Consider the following 14,824-nt stretch of genomic DNA (forward strand, 5'->3'; position numbering starts at 1 on the left):
TGGCGCGCGCGCCGGGCTGCAACTGCAGGAAAACGCTGATACCGCCGCTGTTGCCCGTTGCGGCGTGCGGTTCCACAATGGCGCAACAACCGCTGGAGGGCGCCATGTCACATGTCAGCTGGGACAACAACCTGCCAACTACCTGGACTGCGCTGATGGACGGGCAAGCCGTTTGCTCCATCAAGCGCAAGGACATCGGTGGATGGACGGCAGCGTGGACGGACGAGCGCCTGTGGCCGGCGCCAGCCCATCTGCCCAAGGCCCTGCCGCAGCCCACGCGGTTCTTCAGCAGCCTGGAAGAAGCCAAGCGGGCGGTGGAACAGGCGCTGGCGCCCTGAGCCTCAGCCGACCCCCCGACCTGTTCAACGTGCCAGCAGGGCGCAGAATCGCGCCAGGTCCACATTGCCGCCGCTGATGAGCACGCCCACGCGCTGGCCCTGGAGCTGGCTGCGCATCGCGCGCGCAGCCGCAAATCCCAAGCAGCCCGTGGGCTCCACCACCAGCTTCATGCGCTCGGCAAAAAAGCGCATGGCCTCCACCAGCTCGTCATCGGTCACCGTGAGGATGTCATCCACATCGCGCTGGATGATGGGGAAGGTGACCTGGCCCAGGTGCTGGGTCTGCGCCCCGTCGGCAATGGTGGCGGGCGTGTCGATGTGCACGATGGCGCCGCTGCGGAATGACTGCTGCCCATCGTTGCCCGCCGCAGGCTCCACGCCATAGAGTTTGGTCTTGGGCGACAGCGCACGCGTGGCCAGGGCTGAGCCTGACAGCAGGCCGCCGCCGCCCAGGCACACAAAGAATGCGTCGAGCGGCCCGACCTCCTCGAACAGCTCCTTGGCCGCCGTGCCTTGGCCGGCCAGCACGTCAGCATGGTCGTAGGGGGGGATCAGCGTGAGGCCGTTCTGTTGCGCCAGGTCGCGCGTGATCTGTTCGCGGTCTTGCGTGTAGCGGTCATAGAACACCACGTTGGCGCCGTAACCTTGCGTGGCCGCCACTTTGGCGGCGGGCGCGTCCTTCGGCATGACGATGGTGGCGGGGATACCCAGTTCACGCGCGGCCAGGGCAATGCCCTGCGCGTGGTTGCCGGACGAAAACGCCACCACGCCCGCCTTGCGCTGCGCGGGGCTGAAGCGCGCCAGCGCGTTGTAGGCCCCACGGAACTTGAACGCGCCCATGCGCTGCAGGTTTTCGCACTTGAAGAACACCTCGGCGCCGAACTCGGCATTCACCGTGCGCGAGGTGATCACCGGTGTGCGGTGCGCCACGCCTTCAATGCGTGCAGCTGCGGCGACAACATCGTGATAGGTAGGAAGCGGGTGGTGAGGTGCGGGCTGGGTGGTCATTGTGCGAGGCGGGTCAGGAGCAACTGGTTTCGGAAGGAAATCGCGATGGGAGCACTGGCATGCTGTGCGCGCGTTGCCCCCGCCGTGAATGCGACCAAATGTTCTGACCTCTCCGCCGATCCTCTGCACCCATCACCGCACAACGACGGGCAGCCGAAAAAACGCGTCCAGTACGGGGAGCAGCGTCGGGAACTCCTGGGCAAACCGGGCCCGGTTCACAAAATAGGCTTCGCAGGCCACCGCAAAGAACTCAGATGGCGACGTGGCACCGTAGCCATCCAGCCACGGGCGCTCTGCGCCAAAGCGCTCGGCCATCACCACGCGCTCGCGGAACTGCTCGTAGGCGGGCTCCCAGGCCGCCCACCATGCCTCATACGCCGCACGGCCCGTGCGTGTGCCCATGAACCCCGCGGGCAGGGGCGGGCAGCCATTGGGCTGGCCGTTTTTCATGTCCAGCTTGTGCACAAACTCGTGCACCACCACGTTGTGGCCGCGCGCAGTGTTCTCGTGCGCGTTGGCCACGTGTTGCCAGCTCAGCATCACCGGGCCGCGCTCCATGGCCTCGCCCAGCAGCACCTGGGAGTGCTCGTGCACCACGCCCGCCTCGTCCACGGTCTGGCGGCGGGCTACGGCTTCGCCGGGGTGCAGCACGATGGTCACGAAATCGTCGTACCAGGCCAGGGCCTTGGCCGGGTCGCCAAAGTGCAGCAGCGGCAGGCAGGCCTGGGCGGCAATGTCGATGGCCATGGCATCGGTCACCACCAGGCCGTGTGCGCCGTGGAATTCCTTTTGGTCCAGGAACAGCGCGCTCAGCACGCGCAGCTTGGCCTGGTCGTGCAGGGACAGGGCGGCCAGGAACGGATAGCGCTGCAGCGTCTGCAGCCACAGCGTGGCGGAGATGTCGGGCACGGGGGCGACGGTGGCCCGCACGCGGCTCCAGAGCCGGTTGAGGAGAGGTGGCATGGTGGGCAGGGTGGGCGCTGCAGTAGGCACAACGCCCCAAGTTCAAGACCCTTGCTACGTGGGGCCCAGGGGCACGCGTTCCAAGCCCGCAGCGGACAAACGCAGTGTTTCCAGGCGCGGGGGTAATGCGGAGGCGTCCCAGTCGCTGAGCACCACGCGCTGCAGGCCGGGCGCCAGCGCATGGTGGGCGGGCCGGTGCGTGTGGCCGTGGATCAGCGTCTGCGCCCCAGCAGCCTGCAGCCAGGCAATGGCGGCCGGGTGGTCCACATCGGCGTAGGGCGCGCCGGACTGTTTGCGCGCCTCGCTCTCCTGCCGGATGCCACGCGCCTGCGCGCGGCGTGTGTCCAGCGGCAGCGACAGAAACTGCTGCTGCCACGCGCTACTGCGCGCCAGCACGCGAAAGCGCTGGTAGTCCACATCGTCCAGGCAAAGCAGGTCGCCATGGCTCAGCACATAACGCTGGCCCGCAAAGACGAGCACGGTGGGGTCGTGCAGCCCGGTGATGCCGCAATGCTGCAAGAAGGCATCCCCCGCCAGAAAGTCGCGGTTGCCGTGCATGAAGTACACCGGCCTGCGCTGAGCGGCCGCGCGCAGCGCGCCGCAGGCCTGCGCTTCAAAGCTGCCGGGCTCCAGCAGCGCGTCGTCGCCCACCCACACCTCGAACAGGTCGCCCAATATAAAAAGGGCATCGGCCTGCGTGGTGCTCAGGTAGTGCTGCCAGGCGTCCACGGTGGCGGGCTCGCTGGCCTGCAGGTGCAGGTCCGAAATGAATTCGACCGTGCGCCAATGCGAAGGAGCGGCAAGCTCCTCGAACCGGGGCACGGTCGGGGTCATGGTTATGCTTTGTCAAGAAACGCTTCAGGCACAACGCTTTGAGCGCTGCACACGAAACCGGCATGGCCGATGCCAGCGGCCGCCGCGCAAGGGCCGCCCCGCCGCGCTGGCGGCGTCCCCCTTCCCGAATTGCGCAGCAATTCGAGAGAAGGGGGAAGGCGCGCAGCGCCTCAGGGGGATGAGGCTCAAAGTGCCACAGCCTTGTCGATCACGACGGCGTCAAAAGGCACGTCGTCATGGAAGCCCTTGCGTGTGGTGCGCACGGCCTTGATGGCGTCCACCACGTCCTGGCCCTTCACCACCTTGCCGAACACGGCATAGCCCCAACCCTGCGGCGTGGGCGAGCTGTGGTTCAGGAAGGCGTTGTCCACGGTGTTGATGAAGAACTGCGCGGTGGCGCTGTGCGGGTCGCCGGTGCGCGCCATGGCCACGGTGTACTTGTCGTTCTTCAGGCCGTTCTTGGCTTCGTTTTCGATGGGGGCCTGGGTTTCCTTTTGCTTCATGTCGGCCGTCATGCCACCGCCCTGGATCATGAAGTTCTTGATCACGCGGTGGAACACCGTGCCGTTGTAGAAGCCGCTGTTCACATAGTTCAGGAAGTTCTCGCTGGACTTGGGTGCCTTGGCAGCGTCGAGTTCAATGGTGATCACGCCCTGGGTGGCGGTCTCTGCCACGTTGATGGTGACGTGGAGTTCAACTTGGGGATTGCTCATTGCAGTGCTTTCTTCAAAAAATGCGTCACTTCACCACGGTGGCGGAGTTGATGGTGACCGGCGTGTTGGGCACGTTCTGGTGGCCGGCTTTGTGGCCCACAGCCACGGCCTTGATCTTGTCGACCACGGCCGTGCCTTCCACCACCTTGCCGAACACGGCGTAGCCGTGGCCGTCGGGGTTGGGGGCGTTGAGCATCGCGTTGTCCTTCACGTTGATGAAGAACTGCGAGGTGGCCGAGTTGGGATTGGCCGTGCGCGCCATGGCAATGGTGTAGGTGTCGTTCTTGAGGCCGTTGTTGGCCTCCAGCGGGATGGGTGCCTTGGTCGGCTTCTGCTGCATGTCGGCCGTGAAACCGCCGCCCTGGATCATGAAGCCGTCCATCACGCGGTGGAACACCGTGCCGTCATAGTGCTTGTCGTTCACATACGCCAGGAAGTTCTCGACCGTCTTGGGGGCCTTGGCCGGGTCCAGCTGCACCACGATGTCGCCCATGGAGGTGGCCAGCTTGACCTTGGGGGCCGCAGACTGGGCGTGCACGTTTGCTACTGAAAACATAGCTGTCAGCGCAATGCTGGCAAGCGCCAGAGTCGAATTTCTTCTGGAAATCATCCAATCACTCCTTCGAAAAATATCTGCCATTGCTGGCCGCGGCGCGTCCAGTATTGGCGTTTGACGGGGCCGGTGCGGGCGCCTTCGGCCACTTCGCCGAACGTTACCACCATGGTGTCGGCCGAATCGGTCCAGCGCAGGTAAGACTTGTCCTTGAGGTGGAGTTCCCGCCCCCGCAGCGCGCGTGTCTCGGCCTGGAGCACGCGGGCCCAATCGCTCAGCGGCGTCTTGCGGTGGCTCTGAAAGTCTGGCGCATAAAAGCCCAGCAGGCGGTTCATGTCGCCCTGCGTCTTGGCGCTGCGCCAGGCGTTCAAAACGGCCTCGAACGCCTTGCGCTCGGCCTGCACGCTGTGGGGCGCCACCCACTGCAGCTGCCGCGCGATGACCACCGGGGTGGAGCGGGGCTCAACGGTCAGCAGGATGCGCTCCAGGTCGGGGTTGGACAGCACCAGGCATCCGTCGGAGGCCAGCGGCGCACGGGCGAACTGGTCGGGCGGCGTGCCGTGCATCCAGATGCCGCTGCCTGTCTTGCCGCGGCTCACGTCCAGTGGGTTGGGATAGTTGATGGGCAGAGCGCCCACGCCGTAGAAATCCTTGAGCGTGGAAGGGTCCAGGCGGCTGGTGATGAAGTACACACCAAGCGGCGTGCGCTGGTCGCCTTCCACGGCCTTGTCGATGCCCAGCTTTCCCACCGAGGCATAGTAGTCGGCCACCAGGTGCAGGCCCTTGGACGTGTTTTCGAACAGGTACAGCCGCGAGCGCGATGCATCGATCGCGATGGCGTGGCGCGAGCGGGCGGGCAGCTCCAGGAACTGCGCGGGAATGGTGTTGGCGGGAGGGCGGCTGCGCTGCGCGTCCACCCGTTGGCGGGATTCGTTGCGAAGCTCTTCAAGCGTGGTGGCCGCGTGAATGCTGCGCACTGTGTCTGGCTCGGGCAGGTCGCCCAGGCGCCGGATGGGGCGCGTGCGGGCGGTCAGCAGGTCGCCCACGGCCAGTTGCGCCAGCTGAAAGTTGGGGTAGTCGCGGGCCAGGCTTTCGGCGTCGCGCAGCGCCTCGCGGCCGCGGCCCTCGGCCACCAGCTTGTACACCGCGAGCAGGCGCGCCTCGGCCTGGCCATCGCGCAGCGACTCGGGTGCCGGCGTGCTGCTGGCGGCAGCCGGCCTGCGTGCCTTGGTGTGGGCATTGTTGTTGTTGCTGGCGCTTTGAGACAGTGCGGGTGCTGTCTGCACCAGCACGGCCAGCGCCAATGCGCCGGCCATCCAAGGGCGGCGTGGCGCGGGCGGACGCACGGGCACAGGCAAACGCGGCATCGGCTTCAGACGGGTCAGGCCAGCAAAAAAAAAGCCCGCGCTCTACGCGCAGGCGCGGCACCGGGCGCCATGCTCAGCCGCCTGTGGCTTCGCGGACGATGGTCCAGCGCCCGTTGTTGTTGACCATGTCCAGCGTCTTGCGGCTGGTCACGTTCAGCGCGTCGGCGCTGTAGGCTTGGCGAAACCGCGCCGTGGCCTTGTCGCCGTTGACGGCCACCGTCAGGTCGGACACCTGCACGCTGATCTTGGACTTGCCGACGATGCGCGACTCGCGCTCTTTCTCCCAGGCGGCACGCGTTTGGCGGCCGGGCGGGTCGAACGATTTGTCGTAGGCCGCAAGGTAAGCCGTCATGTCCTTGGCGGCCCAGGCGGCGGCCCAGGCCTGCACGGCAGACGTAACGGCCTGGATGGAAGCGTCGCTCTGTGCGGCAGCTGCGGGGGCCGCTGCGCTTGCAGGCGCGGGCGCTGCCGGGGCGGGTGCAACGGCAGGGGCGGGCGCGACGGGTGCTGGAGCCGGAGCAGGCGCGGGGGCTGCTGCCACAGCGGGTGCCGCAGCCGGTGTGGGGGCTGCTGCGGGCGCTGCCGCCGGGGCGGGGGAAGGCGCTGGGGCAGGCCGCTGCGTGGCAACCACGGCAGGGGCAGGCGCTGCGGCGGCTGGGCGTCCGGCCTTGCCTGCGGCTTCGGCGGAGAACAGTTCGCGGATCAGCGCGAGCTTGGGCTTCACGGAATTGGCGTTGGCGGAATCCAGCTGAAGCGCCTTGTTGTAGGCCTGGCTGGCCAGCTTGGCGTAGATGTCGCCCAGGTTCTCGTGCGCGGTGGCGTAGCTGGGGTTGGTGCGGATCGCCATTTCCAGAGCGGTACGTGCCTTGTCCAACTGGTTCTGGTTGGCGTACAGCACGGCCAGGTTGTTGTAGGGCTCGGGCAGCTCCGGGTACTCTTCCGTCAGCTTGGTGAAGGTGGTGATCGCGTCGTTTTGTTTGCCGCTGTCGGCCTGCGCCACGCCACGCAGAAAGCGCAGCTGCGGGTCCTTGGCCTTGGCCGCCAGCCGCTGGTCGGCCTTGGTCAGCGCCTCTGCCGCCTTGCCCGCCCGCAGCAACTGGGTGATTTCGGCATAGTCATCAGCATGAACCACGCCAGAGCCGAGCAGTGCAGTAAGGGCCAGCAGGCGCAGGAGTCGTGGGATGGAGCTTCGGGCTTGCTTCATGGGGGTTCGGGAAGGTTGGAGGGCGGCCCGCCGGGCGGGCGCTTATACTGCGGCGGATTGTAGCTGAGGGGGTTGTCATGACGGTACGCTGTTGCCGCGGGTGATTTCGCTTGAGGCCCCCTGCCGGGCCAACCCCCGCCGAGGGCTCTGAAAACCTGTTCCAGGCCCCCTGCTGCCGGGTGCACCTTGTGGTCACCCACCCACCCCATCCCCCTGACTGAGATCCCATGAGCTTGCGCATCTACAACACGCTGTCGCGTGCATTGGAGGACTTTTCCCCGCTCGAACCCGGCCATGTGCGCATGTATGTGTGCGGCATGACCATTTATGACCTCTGCCACATTGGCCACGCCCGCATGATGATGGCGTTTGACGTGGTGCAGCGCTGGCTCAAAAGCAGCGGCTTGCGCGTCACCTATGTACGCAACATCACCGACATCGACGACAAGATCATCAAGCGTGCTCTGGAGCGCGGCATCACCATCCGTCAGCTGACCGACGAGATGATCGAGGCCATGCACCAGGATATCGGCCTGCTGGGCATCGAGCCTCCTTCGGTCGAGCCCCGCGCCACCGAATACGTGCCCCAGATGCTCTCACTCATCACACAGCTGGAGAGCAAGGGCCTGGCCTACCGGGCGAGCAACGGCGACGTGAACTATTCCGTGCGCAAGTTCAACGGCTACGGCAAGCTCTCGGGCAAATCGCTGGATGAGCTGCGTGCCGGCGAGCGCGTGGCCGTGCTCGATGGCAAGGAAGACCCGCTCGACTTCGTGCTGTGGAAGGCCTCCAAGCCCGAGGAGCCGCCCGAGGCCAAGTGGGACAGTGCCTTTGGCGCGGGCCGCCCGGGCTGGCACATCGAATGCTCGGCCATGTGCGGCGCCACGTTGGGTGAGACCTTTGACATCCACGGCGGCGGCGCGGACCTGCAGTTTCCCCACCACGAGAACGAAATCGCCCAGAGCGAAGGCGCCACCGGCAAGCCGCTGGCCAAATTCTGGGTGCACAACGGCTTTGTGCGGGTGGACAACGAAAAGATGTCCAAGAGCCTGGGCAACTTCTTCACCATCCGCGACGTGCTCAAGAGCTACGACGCGGAGACGCTGCGTTTCTTCATGGTGCGCGCCCACTACCGCAGCGCGCTGAACTACAGCGACGCGCACCTGGACGACGCGCGCCAGGCCTTGAAGCGCCTGTACACGGCGCTGAGCCTGGTCGCTGCCGCCGAGGTGGCTGCCATCGACTGGGGCAACCCCTACGCGGGCCGCTTCAAGGCGGCCATGGACGAGGACTTCGGCACGCCCGAGGCCGTGGCCGTGCTGTTCGAGTTGGCGGGCGAGGTCAACAAGACCCGCTCGGCCGAGATGGCAGGCCTGCTGAAAGCCTTGGGCGGTTGTCTGGGCATCCTGCAGGCCGATCCCAAGGCCTTCCTGCAGGCGGGCGCGGCACTGGACGAGTCCGCCATCCAGGCGCAGATCGCCGCCCGTGCCGCCGCCAAAGCGGCCAAGGACTTCGCCGAGGCAGACCGCATCCGGCAAGAGCTGCTGGCCCAGGGCATCGTGCTCAAGGATTCCGCCGCCGGCACGACTTGGGAAGCCGCGCAGTGAACCCCTTTGATGCAAAAAAAGCCTCTGGCGCAGACGGGGTAAGCGGTGGCAGCTACTAAAAAGATAGCGGTGGATGCTGCCAACCCGGCGCTGGTGCTGGCCACCCCCGACTACTGGTCGGAGGCGTGCAAGCACCTCATCAAAAAAGATCGGGTCATGAAGCGCCTGATCCCGCAGTTTGGCGACGCGGCGCTGCAAACGCGCGGCGATGCGTTTGTCACGCTGGCGCGCTCCATCGTGGGCCAGCAGGTGTCCGTGGCGGCCGCGCAAGCCGTGTGGGAGCGCTTTGTGCTGTTGCTGCCGCGCGGCATGAAGCCCGCCAGCGTGCTCAAGCTCAAGATCGACGACATGCGCGCTGCAGGCCTCTCGGCCCGCAAGGTGGACTACCTGGTGGACCTGGCCATACACTTTGAGGGCGGCAAGCTCCATGTGAAGGACTGGGCCGCGATGGACGACGAGGACATCATTGCCGAGCTGGTCGCCATCCGCGGCATCGGCCGCTGGACGGCCGAGATGTTCCTCATCTTCTACCTGATGCGGCCCAACGTGTTGCCGCTGGACGACCCAGGCCTCATCACCGGCATCAGCCAGAACTACTTTTCAGGCGACCCGGTGAGCCGCAGCGATGCCCGCGAGGTGGCCGAGGCCTGGAAGCCCTGGTGCAGCGTGGCGACTTGGTATATTTGGCGGTCGCTCGACCCGCAGCCCGTCACCTACTGACACTGACGCATCCTGACGCATAGGATCAAAACCGTTCACCGTCGGTTACAGTGCGGGCCATTCATCATGGATGGCAGCCGCCCCGGCGCGAGCCCCAAGGAGAAAAACGTTGGCGAAAAAGACCTTTCTGGATTTCGAGCAGCCCATCGCTGAACTGGAATCCAAAATCGAAGAACTGCGCTACGTGCAGACCGAGAGTGCCGTCGATATCTCGGAAGAGATCGACCAGCTGAGCAAGAAGAGCCAGCAGCTCACCAAAGACATCTACAGCGAACTGTCGCCCTGGCAGATCACCAAGATCGCCCGCCACCCCGAGCGCCCCTACACGCTCGACTATGTGCGCGACATCTTCACCGACTTCGTCGAACTGCACGGCGACCGTCATTACGCGGATGACCTGTCCATCGTGGGTGGCCTCGCGCGCTTCAACGGCCACGCCTGCATGGTGCTGGGCCACCAGAAAGGCCGTGACACGAAGGAGCGCGCCATGCGCAACTTCGGCATGAGCAAGCCCGAGGGTTACCGCAAGGCCCTGCGCCTGATGAAGACCGCCGAGAAGTTCAAGCTGCCCGTGTTCACCTTTGTGGACACGCCCGGCGCCTACCCCGGCATTGATGCCGAAGAGCGTGGCCAGTCCGAGGCCATCGGCCGCAACATCTTCGAGATGGCGCAGCTTGAAGTGCCCATCATCACGACGATCATTGGCGAAGGTGGCTCGGGCGGCGCTCTGGCCATCAGTGTGGCCGACCAAGTGGTCATGTTGCAGTACGCCATCTACTCCGTCATCAGCCCCGAGGGCTGCGCCTCCATCCTCTGGAAGACCAGTGACAAGGCGCAGGAAGCCGCCGATGCTCTGGGCATCACCGCCCACCGCCTCAAGGCCCTGGGCCTGGTTGACAAGATCGTGAACGAGCCTGTGGGAGGCGGCCACCGCGACCACAAGCAGATGGCCGCTTTCCTCAAGCGTGCCTTGGGCGATGCCTTCCGCCAAGTGGCCGATCTCAAGGTAAAGGACTTGCTGGAGCGCCGTTACGAGCGTCTGCAGAGCTATGGCCGGTTCAGCGACACCAAGGCCGAGCGCTGATCGGCCGGCTGTTGGAGACAGCCCCTTTTGCAAACCACAACAACGGCCCGCAAGGGCCGTTGTTGTTTTCAAGGCCGCATCCTCCCGGCCAAAACCTCTGGCGCGGAACCCGTAACCGGATGTGGCATGGCTGTACGCCTGCTGCGTGACGGGCGGAATCGAAGGGGGCACCATGTCGCTTCTGAAGACGCTCAAGGGGCAGATCCTGCTGGTTTCGGTGGCCTGCCTGGTGGCGGGCCTGCTGGCCCTCACGGTGGCCAACTGCCTCACTGCACGATCCCAGGCCTACGCGTCCCTCAACGCACAGTCGCAAGCCCTGGCGCACAGCCATATTGAGTCCTTGCGCGATTGGGCGCGCAGCAAGGCCCAGGTGGTCGAATCCGCCGCTGCCGCGTTGGCCGACGCCGACGCCGCCAAGCCGCTCAATATGCTGGCCAAGGCCGGCAACTTCCACACCACCTATTTTGGTTATGCCGACAAGCGCACGGTGTTCTCGGAGCCGCAAAACCTGCCGCCTGACTACGACCCCACCGCGCGCCCCTGGTACAAGCAGGCCGCGGGGGCGGAGGGCTCGGTGCTCACGGCCCCGTATGCCGACGCGGGGGGCGCAGGCCTGGTGGTGACGTTTGCCCGGGCTGCGCGGGAAGGTGGTGCCGTCAAAGCGGTGATGGCAGGCGATGTGTCGTTGGCCGCCGTGGTGGCCAACGTGGCGTCCATTAAACCCACGCCGTCGAGCTATGCCTTCCTGGTGGGGAGCGACGGCAACATCATTGCCCACCCCGAAGTGAAACTGGCTCTCAAGCCCGCCACCGATGTCGCTCCCGTGCTCACGGCTGCCGCGCTGGCCGACATGGCTAAGCGCGCCGACTTGACCGCGCTGGAGCTTCAGGGCCGCGCCACGCTGCTCACGGTGGCCCCGGTTACCGGCACACCGTGGCTGCTGGCGATTGCGCTGGACCGGCGCGAGGCGCTGCAGGCCATCACCACCATGCTGCAGGTGTCGCTGGGCGCAGGCATCGTCGTGCTGCTGGTGGCCCTCGTGGTGCTCGCGGGCATCCTGTCGCAGCGGCTGCGGCGGCTCACGCAAGTGCGCGACGCCATGCACGAGATCGGCGCGGGCGACGGCGACCTGTCGCGCCGCATCGACGCCCAGGGCGAGGACGAACTCGCGCAGATCGCCGCCAGCTTCAACAGCTTTGCCGGCAAGCTCTCCGGCGTGCTCGCGCAAATCCGCGACGCCAGCAACTCGGTGCGCGTGGCGGCCGAGGAGATAGCTACTGGCAATCACGACCTGAGCGGCCGCACCGAGCTCACGGCCTCCAGCCTGCAGCAAACCTCAGCCTCCATGCAGCAGCTGACCGAAACCGTGCGCCACAACGCCGACGCCGCGCGCCAGGCCAACCAACTGGTGGCGCAGGCGTCCAGCGTGGCCCAGCACGGCGGCACCGTGGTGGGCAATGTAGTCACCACCATGGACCAGATCAACGCGGCCTCGCGCAAGATCAACGACATCATCGGAGTCATCGACGGCATCGCGTTTCAGACCAACATCCTTGCGCTCAATGCGGCCGTGGAAGCGGCCAGGGCGGGTGAGCAGGGGCGCGGCTTTGCTGTGGTGGCGGGTGAGGTGCGCAGCCTGGCACAGCGCAGCGCCGAGGCAGCGCGCGAGATCAAGACGCTGATCAACACGTCGGTCGAGCAGGTCGAGAACGGCTCTCGCCTAGTGCACGACGCCGGGGCCACGATGAACGACATCGTCACGTCGGTGCAGCGTGTCACGGACATCATGGCCGAGATCACCGCGTCCACCACCGAGCAGACCACCAGCATCAACGAGGTCGGCCAGGCCGTCGCACAACTCGACCAGATGACCCAGCAGAACGCGGCGCTGGTAGAGGAAAGTGCCGCGGCCGCGCAAAGCCTCAAGGATCAGTCGGTGCGCCTGTCCGACGTAGTGGGCACCTTCCGCTTGTCCACCGACGGGGCATCGGCGCCGCAGCGCTTGTCTGCAACAGTACGGTAGACAACGCAGCGTGGGAGGGCAGGGCGGCGTATAGCCGCGCCGATAATCGGCCCATGCCAGCTTTTGTTGTTGAATCGGGTGCCGCATCCCGCGCGGCCCCATCCGCGCCTGCGATTCCATGTAGTGGGATGCCCGCGTGACCCAATCCTTCGATGCTGCCATGCAGGCCTTTGCGCCGGCACTGCCTTTGGCCGTGGGCCTGAGCGGCGGGGCGGATTCCACAGCGCTGCTGCTGGCCTGCGCGCGGCGCTGGCCCGGGCAGGTGCAGGCCATTCATGTGCACCACGGACTCCAACCCGCAGCGGATGGGTTTGAACGGCACTGCGCCATGCTATGCAATAGCCTGAACGTGGCGCTTCATGTGCATCGCCTGGATGCCCGTCCCGCGCCGGGCCAGAGCCCCGAAGACGCTGCCCGCCAGGCCAGATACAAGGCTTTTGAGGCTGTAGCGCTTGTCAGCCAAGCGCGAGAAGCTATCAAAACAATAGCGATTGCGCAGCACGCCGATGATCAGGTCGAGACCTTGTTGCTGGCACTCGCGCGCGGTGCCGGGGTGGCCGGGCTCGCCGCCATGCCCGCCCGGTGGGAGCAGGGCGGGGTGGTGTGGCAGCGGCCGCTGCTACAGGTTCGAGGCGCAGACATCCGCACCTGGCTGCAGTGCCAGGGCCAGCCGTGGGTGGAAGACCCCACCAACACCGACGAACGCTTCACCCGCAATCGCATCCGCGCCCGGCTACTACCGGTGCTGGAATCCGCGTTCCCAGCCTTTCGCGACACATTTGCCAGATCTGCAGCCAACGCCGCGCAGGCGGCCGAACTGCTGGACGAACTGGCCCGGCAGGATGCGCAACTGGCCGGCCTGCCGCCCCGCATCGCCGCCCTGCAAAGCCTGAGCCGTGCCCGGCAGGCCAACCTGCTACGCCACTGGTTGCGCCAGGCCCACCACACCACACCCGCCGCCGCCCAGCTGGCGGAACTCCTGGACCAACTGGCCGCCTGCACCACGCGCGGCCACCGCATCCACATCAAGGTCGGGCGCGGGTACGTGGTACGTGCGGGGCAGGTGCTCGAGTGGCAGGACATCCAAGCACCAGCTCCATGAGCTGCCCCTCACTGGACATGCACGTCAAGGGGATGCCACCCCGAGGCCGGTCGCTCGCCGGAAGCGCCTCTGAATTGAGGCATAATAGCGGGATTGGAAACGTGACCGAGTGGCCGAAGGTGCTCCCCTGCTAAGGGAGTATGGGGTGTAGAGCCTCATCGAGGGTTCGAATCCCTCCGTTTCCGCCAAGATCGAAGCCAAGTGATTAATTTCGCTTGGTTTTTTTCTTTTGTGCGCTGTCTCCCCGCCCAAAGTTAGTCCGATAGTCCCGCCGGGCGCGAAGCTGGGCGGCCTGCTTTGTATGGCGGAGCTAAGCTGAAGTGCAATACATCAGCGTCGCCTCGGTACGGTCTCTGGCCGATCATCGCTCACGTTGTCGAGCTGGCCGTGCAAGTCTCCCCACGAGCCTTTGTGGCGAGAGCCGAAGATAAGCAAGCTAGCGAGTGACCAGAATAGTCCGAACGCTACGACCAATACAAGCCACGTCAGCAGGGCACCCAGAGGTTTGTAGTCTCCGCCCCGCATGGCCAGCGCTCCGGTTTGCCATGCCCAGAGCAATAGACCCACAGGCACTATGGCAAACGCAATGCCAATGGTCAGGCCGAGACGGGGGAGCGCCTTGCCCAGCCCTGCTACCACCCAGCAAACTGCCACCATCGTCACCAGCGCAGCCATATGCCCAGGCAGCACCAGCCAGCTCAATCCCGCCGCCAATATCTTCAACATGGCAGTTCCCACAACGGAGCCTTGACCGCCGCCACTGTTGGATGAACTGGTTGGCTCGGGAGCTGCGTCTCCACGGTCGAGCCTGCTGTTCAAAACCTCTTGCGCAATGGCCATGGTCGGAGCCGCAAGCATGCCCTTGGCAATTCGGTCCTCAAGCTCCTCAATGGGCATCCGGTGGTAGAGCGCTGCCAGTGAAACTCGCTTCTTTTCGCTGAGAACATTCGTCATCTTGGCAGTCCAATGATTTGGTTGCGGGCTGGGTGCCCTTGCGTAAATCCGAGTGTGTTTTTCGGAAGGGCGGGCCCTAGCGACGGCAAGCGCAGGTGCCTGGACAAATGCCGGATGGACTATAGCCGGGGGGAGGTTATAGGGCGGAGGCAGTCCCGACTAGGAGGTTTGTCGATGAAACACAGCGATAGCTGTAGCTATCGGTGCCCAGCGAAAGCGCCCGGCAACGTGGCAGAACAGGCCGCCAGACACGAAATTTTGTTGGCTACGGTGATAGGGCCTACAGACGGTGAAATTGGTTGTAAACCGCGCCATTTTCTGGCTTTCTGTCACCTCCGTTTCCGCTGAATCAAC

General features: G+C 65.5%; 14 protein-coding genes and 1 tRNA gene. 7 read left to right on the forward strand and 8 right to left on the reverse strand.

Annotated features, from left to right (window positions below; genetic code table 11):
- Positions 1-104 precede the first annotated feature (104 nt).
- Complete coding sequence (locus tag ACK4HJ_RS18995; protein WP_409834461.1) at positions 105-338, forward strand: hypothetical protein; 234 nt, start codon at positions 105-107, stop codon at positions 336-338.
- Between the two features lie 24 nt (positions 339-362).
- On the opposite strand, the gene ACK4HJ_RS19000 is transcribed toward ACK4HJ_RS18995, so the two are convergent.
- The 7 genes from ACK4HJ_RS19000 to ACK4HJ_RS19030 form a co-directional block, all read right to left on the reverse strand.
- Positions 363-1,346, reverse strand: a complete 984-nt coding sequence (locus ACK4HJ_RS19000) for a threo-3-hydroxy-L-aspartate ammonia-lyase (RefSeq protein ID WP_409834463.1) — start codon at positions 1,344-1,346, stop codon at positions 363-365.
- Positions 1,347-1,478: 132 nt separating this feature from the next.
- Positions 1,479-2,309: a zinc-dependent peptidase gene (locus tag ACK4HJ_RS19005; RefSeq protein WP_409834465.1), complete on the reverse strand. Its 831-nt coding sequence runs from the start codon at positions 2,307-2,309 to the stop codon at positions 1,479-1,481.
- A 54-nt stretch (positions 2,310-2,363) separates the two neighbouring features.
- A complete protein-coding gene (locus ACK4HJ_RS19010; RefSeq protein WP_409834466.1) occupies positions 2,364-3,143 on the reverse strand; it encodes a UDP-2,3-diacylglucosamine diphosphatase in 780 nt (259 codons plus the stop codon).
- Between the two features lie 185 nt (positions 3,144-3,328).
- On the reverse strand, positions 3,329-3,856 hold the full coding sequence (locus ACK4HJ_RS19015) for a peptidylprolyl isomerase (RefSeq protein ID WP_409834468.1): 528 nt from the start codon (positions 3,854-3,856) through the stop codon (positions 3,329-3,331).
- Between the two features lie 25 nt (positions 3,857-3,881).
- Complete coding sequence (locus tag ACK4HJ_RS19020) at positions 3,882-4,466, reverse strand: peptidylprolyl isomerase (protein ID WP_409834470.1); 585 nt, start codon at positions 4,464-4,466, stop codon at positions 3,882-3,884.
- On the reverse strand, positions 4,463-5,776 hold the full coding sequence (locus ACK4HJ_RS19025; protein ID WP_409834471.1) for a L,D-transpeptidase family protein: 1,314 nt from the start codon (positions 5,774-5,776) through the stop codon (positions 4,463-4,465). The genes ACK4HJ_RS19020 and ACK4HJ_RS19025 overlap by 4 nt, the downstream gene beginning before the upstream one ends.
- 73 nt (positions 5,777-5,849) lie before the next feature.
- Positions 5,850-6,980 (reverse strand): tetratricopeptide repeat protein, encoded by a 1,131-nt coding sequence (locus tag ACK4HJ_RS19030; RefSeq protein ID WP_409834473.1) that lies wholly within the window; start codon positions 6,978-6,980, stop codon positions 5,850-5,852.
- Positions 6,981-7,207: 227 nt separating this feature from the next.
- Here ACK4HJ_RS19030 and cysS point away from each other — a divergent pair, with 227 nt between their 5' ends.
- The 6 genes from cysS (at position 7,208) to ACK4HJ_RS19060 (ending at position 13,704) form a co-directional block, all read left to right on the forward strand.
- Positions 7,208-8,587, forward strand: a complete 1,380-nt coding sequence (gene cysS / locus ACK4HJ_RS19035) for a cysteine--tRNA ligase (protein ID WP_409834475.1) — start codon at positions 7,208-7,210, stop codon at positions 8,585-8,587.
- Positions 8,588-8,632: 45 nt separating this feature from the next.
- Complete coding sequence (locus tag ACK4HJ_RS19040; RefSeq protein ID WP_409834477.1) at positions 8,633-9,307, forward strand: DNA-3-methyladenine glycosylase family protein; 675 nt, start codon at positions 8,633-8,635, stop codon at positions 9,305-9,307.
- 109 nt (positions 9,308-9,416) lie between these two features.
- On the forward strand, positions 9,417-10,391 hold the full coding sequence (locus ACK4HJ_RS19045; protein WP_409834479.1) for an acetyl-CoA carboxylase carboxyltransferase subunit alpha: 975 nt from the start codon (positions 9,417-9,419) through the stop codon (positions 10,389-10,391).
- Positions 10,392-10,563: 172 nt separating this feature from the next.
- Positions 10,564-12,414, forward strand: a complete 1,851-nt coding sequence (locus tag ACK4HJ_RS19050; protein ID WP_409834481.1) for a methyl-accepting chemotaxis protein — start codon at positions 10,564-10,566, stop codon at positions 12,412-12,414.
- A 136-nt stretch (positions 12,415-12,550) separates the two neighbouring features.
- The gene (gene tilS / locus ACK4HJ_RS19055) at positions 12,551-13,516 is read left to right on the forward strand and encodes a tRNA lysidine(34) synthetase TilS (protein WP_409834483.1); all 966 of its coding nucleotides are present in this window, start codon (positions 12,551-12,553) and stop codon (positions 13,514-13,516) included.
- A gap of 95 nt (positions 13,517-13,611) precedes the next feature.
- Positions 13,612-13,704: transfer RNA gene (locus ACK4HJ_RS19060), tRNA-Ser, on the forward strand.
- Positions 13,705-13,846: 142 nt separating this feature from the next.
- On the opposite strand, the gene ACK4HJ_RS19065 is transcribed toward ACK4HJ_RS19060, so the two are convergent.
- Positions 13,847-14,470: a hypothetical protein gene (locus ACK4HJ_RS19065; protein WP_409834485.1), complete on the reverse strand. Its 624-nt coding sequence runs from the start codon at positions 14,468-14,470 to the stop codon at positions 13,847-13,849.
- Between the last annotated feature and the right edge of the window lie 354 nt (positions 14,471-14,824).

The sequence above is a fragment of the Acidovorax sp. genome, from assembly GCF_046294525.1.
In the GTDB taxonomy this organism is placed as follows: Bacteria; Pseudomonadota; Gammaproteobacteria; order Burkholderiales; family Burkholderiaceae_C; genus Acidovorax.

What these genes read in the sequence shown, in the direction of transcription:
- ACK4HJ_RS19030 (WP_409834473.1), bottom strand. Translation starts at nt 6,980, where the DNA reads ATGAAGCAAGCCCGAAGCTCCATCCCACGACTCCTGCGCCTGCTGGCC.
- ACK4HJ_RS19000 (WP_409834463.1), bottom strand. Translation starts at nt 1,346, where the DNA reads ATGACCACCCAGCCCGCACCTCACCACCCGCTTCCTACCTATCACGAT.
- ACK4HJ_RS18995 (WP_409834461.1), top strand. Translation starts at nt 105, where the DNA reads ATGTCACATGTCAGCTGGGACAACAACCTGCCAACTACCTGGACTGCG.
- ACK4HJ_RS19005 (WP_409834465.1), bottom strand. Translation starts at nt 2,309, where the DNA reads ATGCCACCTCTCCTCAACCGGCTCTGGAGCCGCGTGCGGGCCACCGTC.
- ACK4HJ_RS19065 (WP_409834485.1), bottom strand. Translation starts at nt 14,470, where the DNA reads ATGACGAATGTTCTCAGCGAAAAGAAGCGAGTTTCACTGGCAGCGCTC.
- ACK4HJ_RS19010 (WP_409834466.1), bottom strand. Translation starts at nt 3,143, where the DNA reads ATGACCCCGACCGTGCCCCGGTTCGAGGAGCTTGCCGCTCCTTCGCAT.
- ACK4HJ_RS19050 (WP_409834481.1), top strand. Translation starts at nt 10,564, where the DNA reads ATGTCGCTTCTGAAGACGCTCAAGGGGCAGATCCTGCTGGTTTCGGTG.
- ACK4HJ_RS19020 (WP_409834470.1), bottom strand. Translation starts at nt 4,466, where the DNA reads ATGATTTCCAGAAGAAATTCGACTCTGGCGCTTGCCAGCATTGCGCTG.
- ACK4HJ_RS19025 (WP_409834471.1), bottom strand. Translation starts at nt 5,776, where the DNA reads ATGCCGCGTTTGCCTGTGCCCGTGCGTCCGCCCGCGCCACGCCGCCCT.
- cysS (WP_409834475.1), top strand. Translation starts at nt 7,208, where the DNA reads ATGAGCTTGCGCATCTACAACACGCTGTCGCGTGCATTGGAGGACTTT.
- ACK4HJ_RS19015 (WP_409834468.1), bottom strand. Translation starts at nt 3,856, where the DNA reads ATGAGCAATCCCCAAGTTGAACTCCACGTCACCATCAACGTGGCAGAG.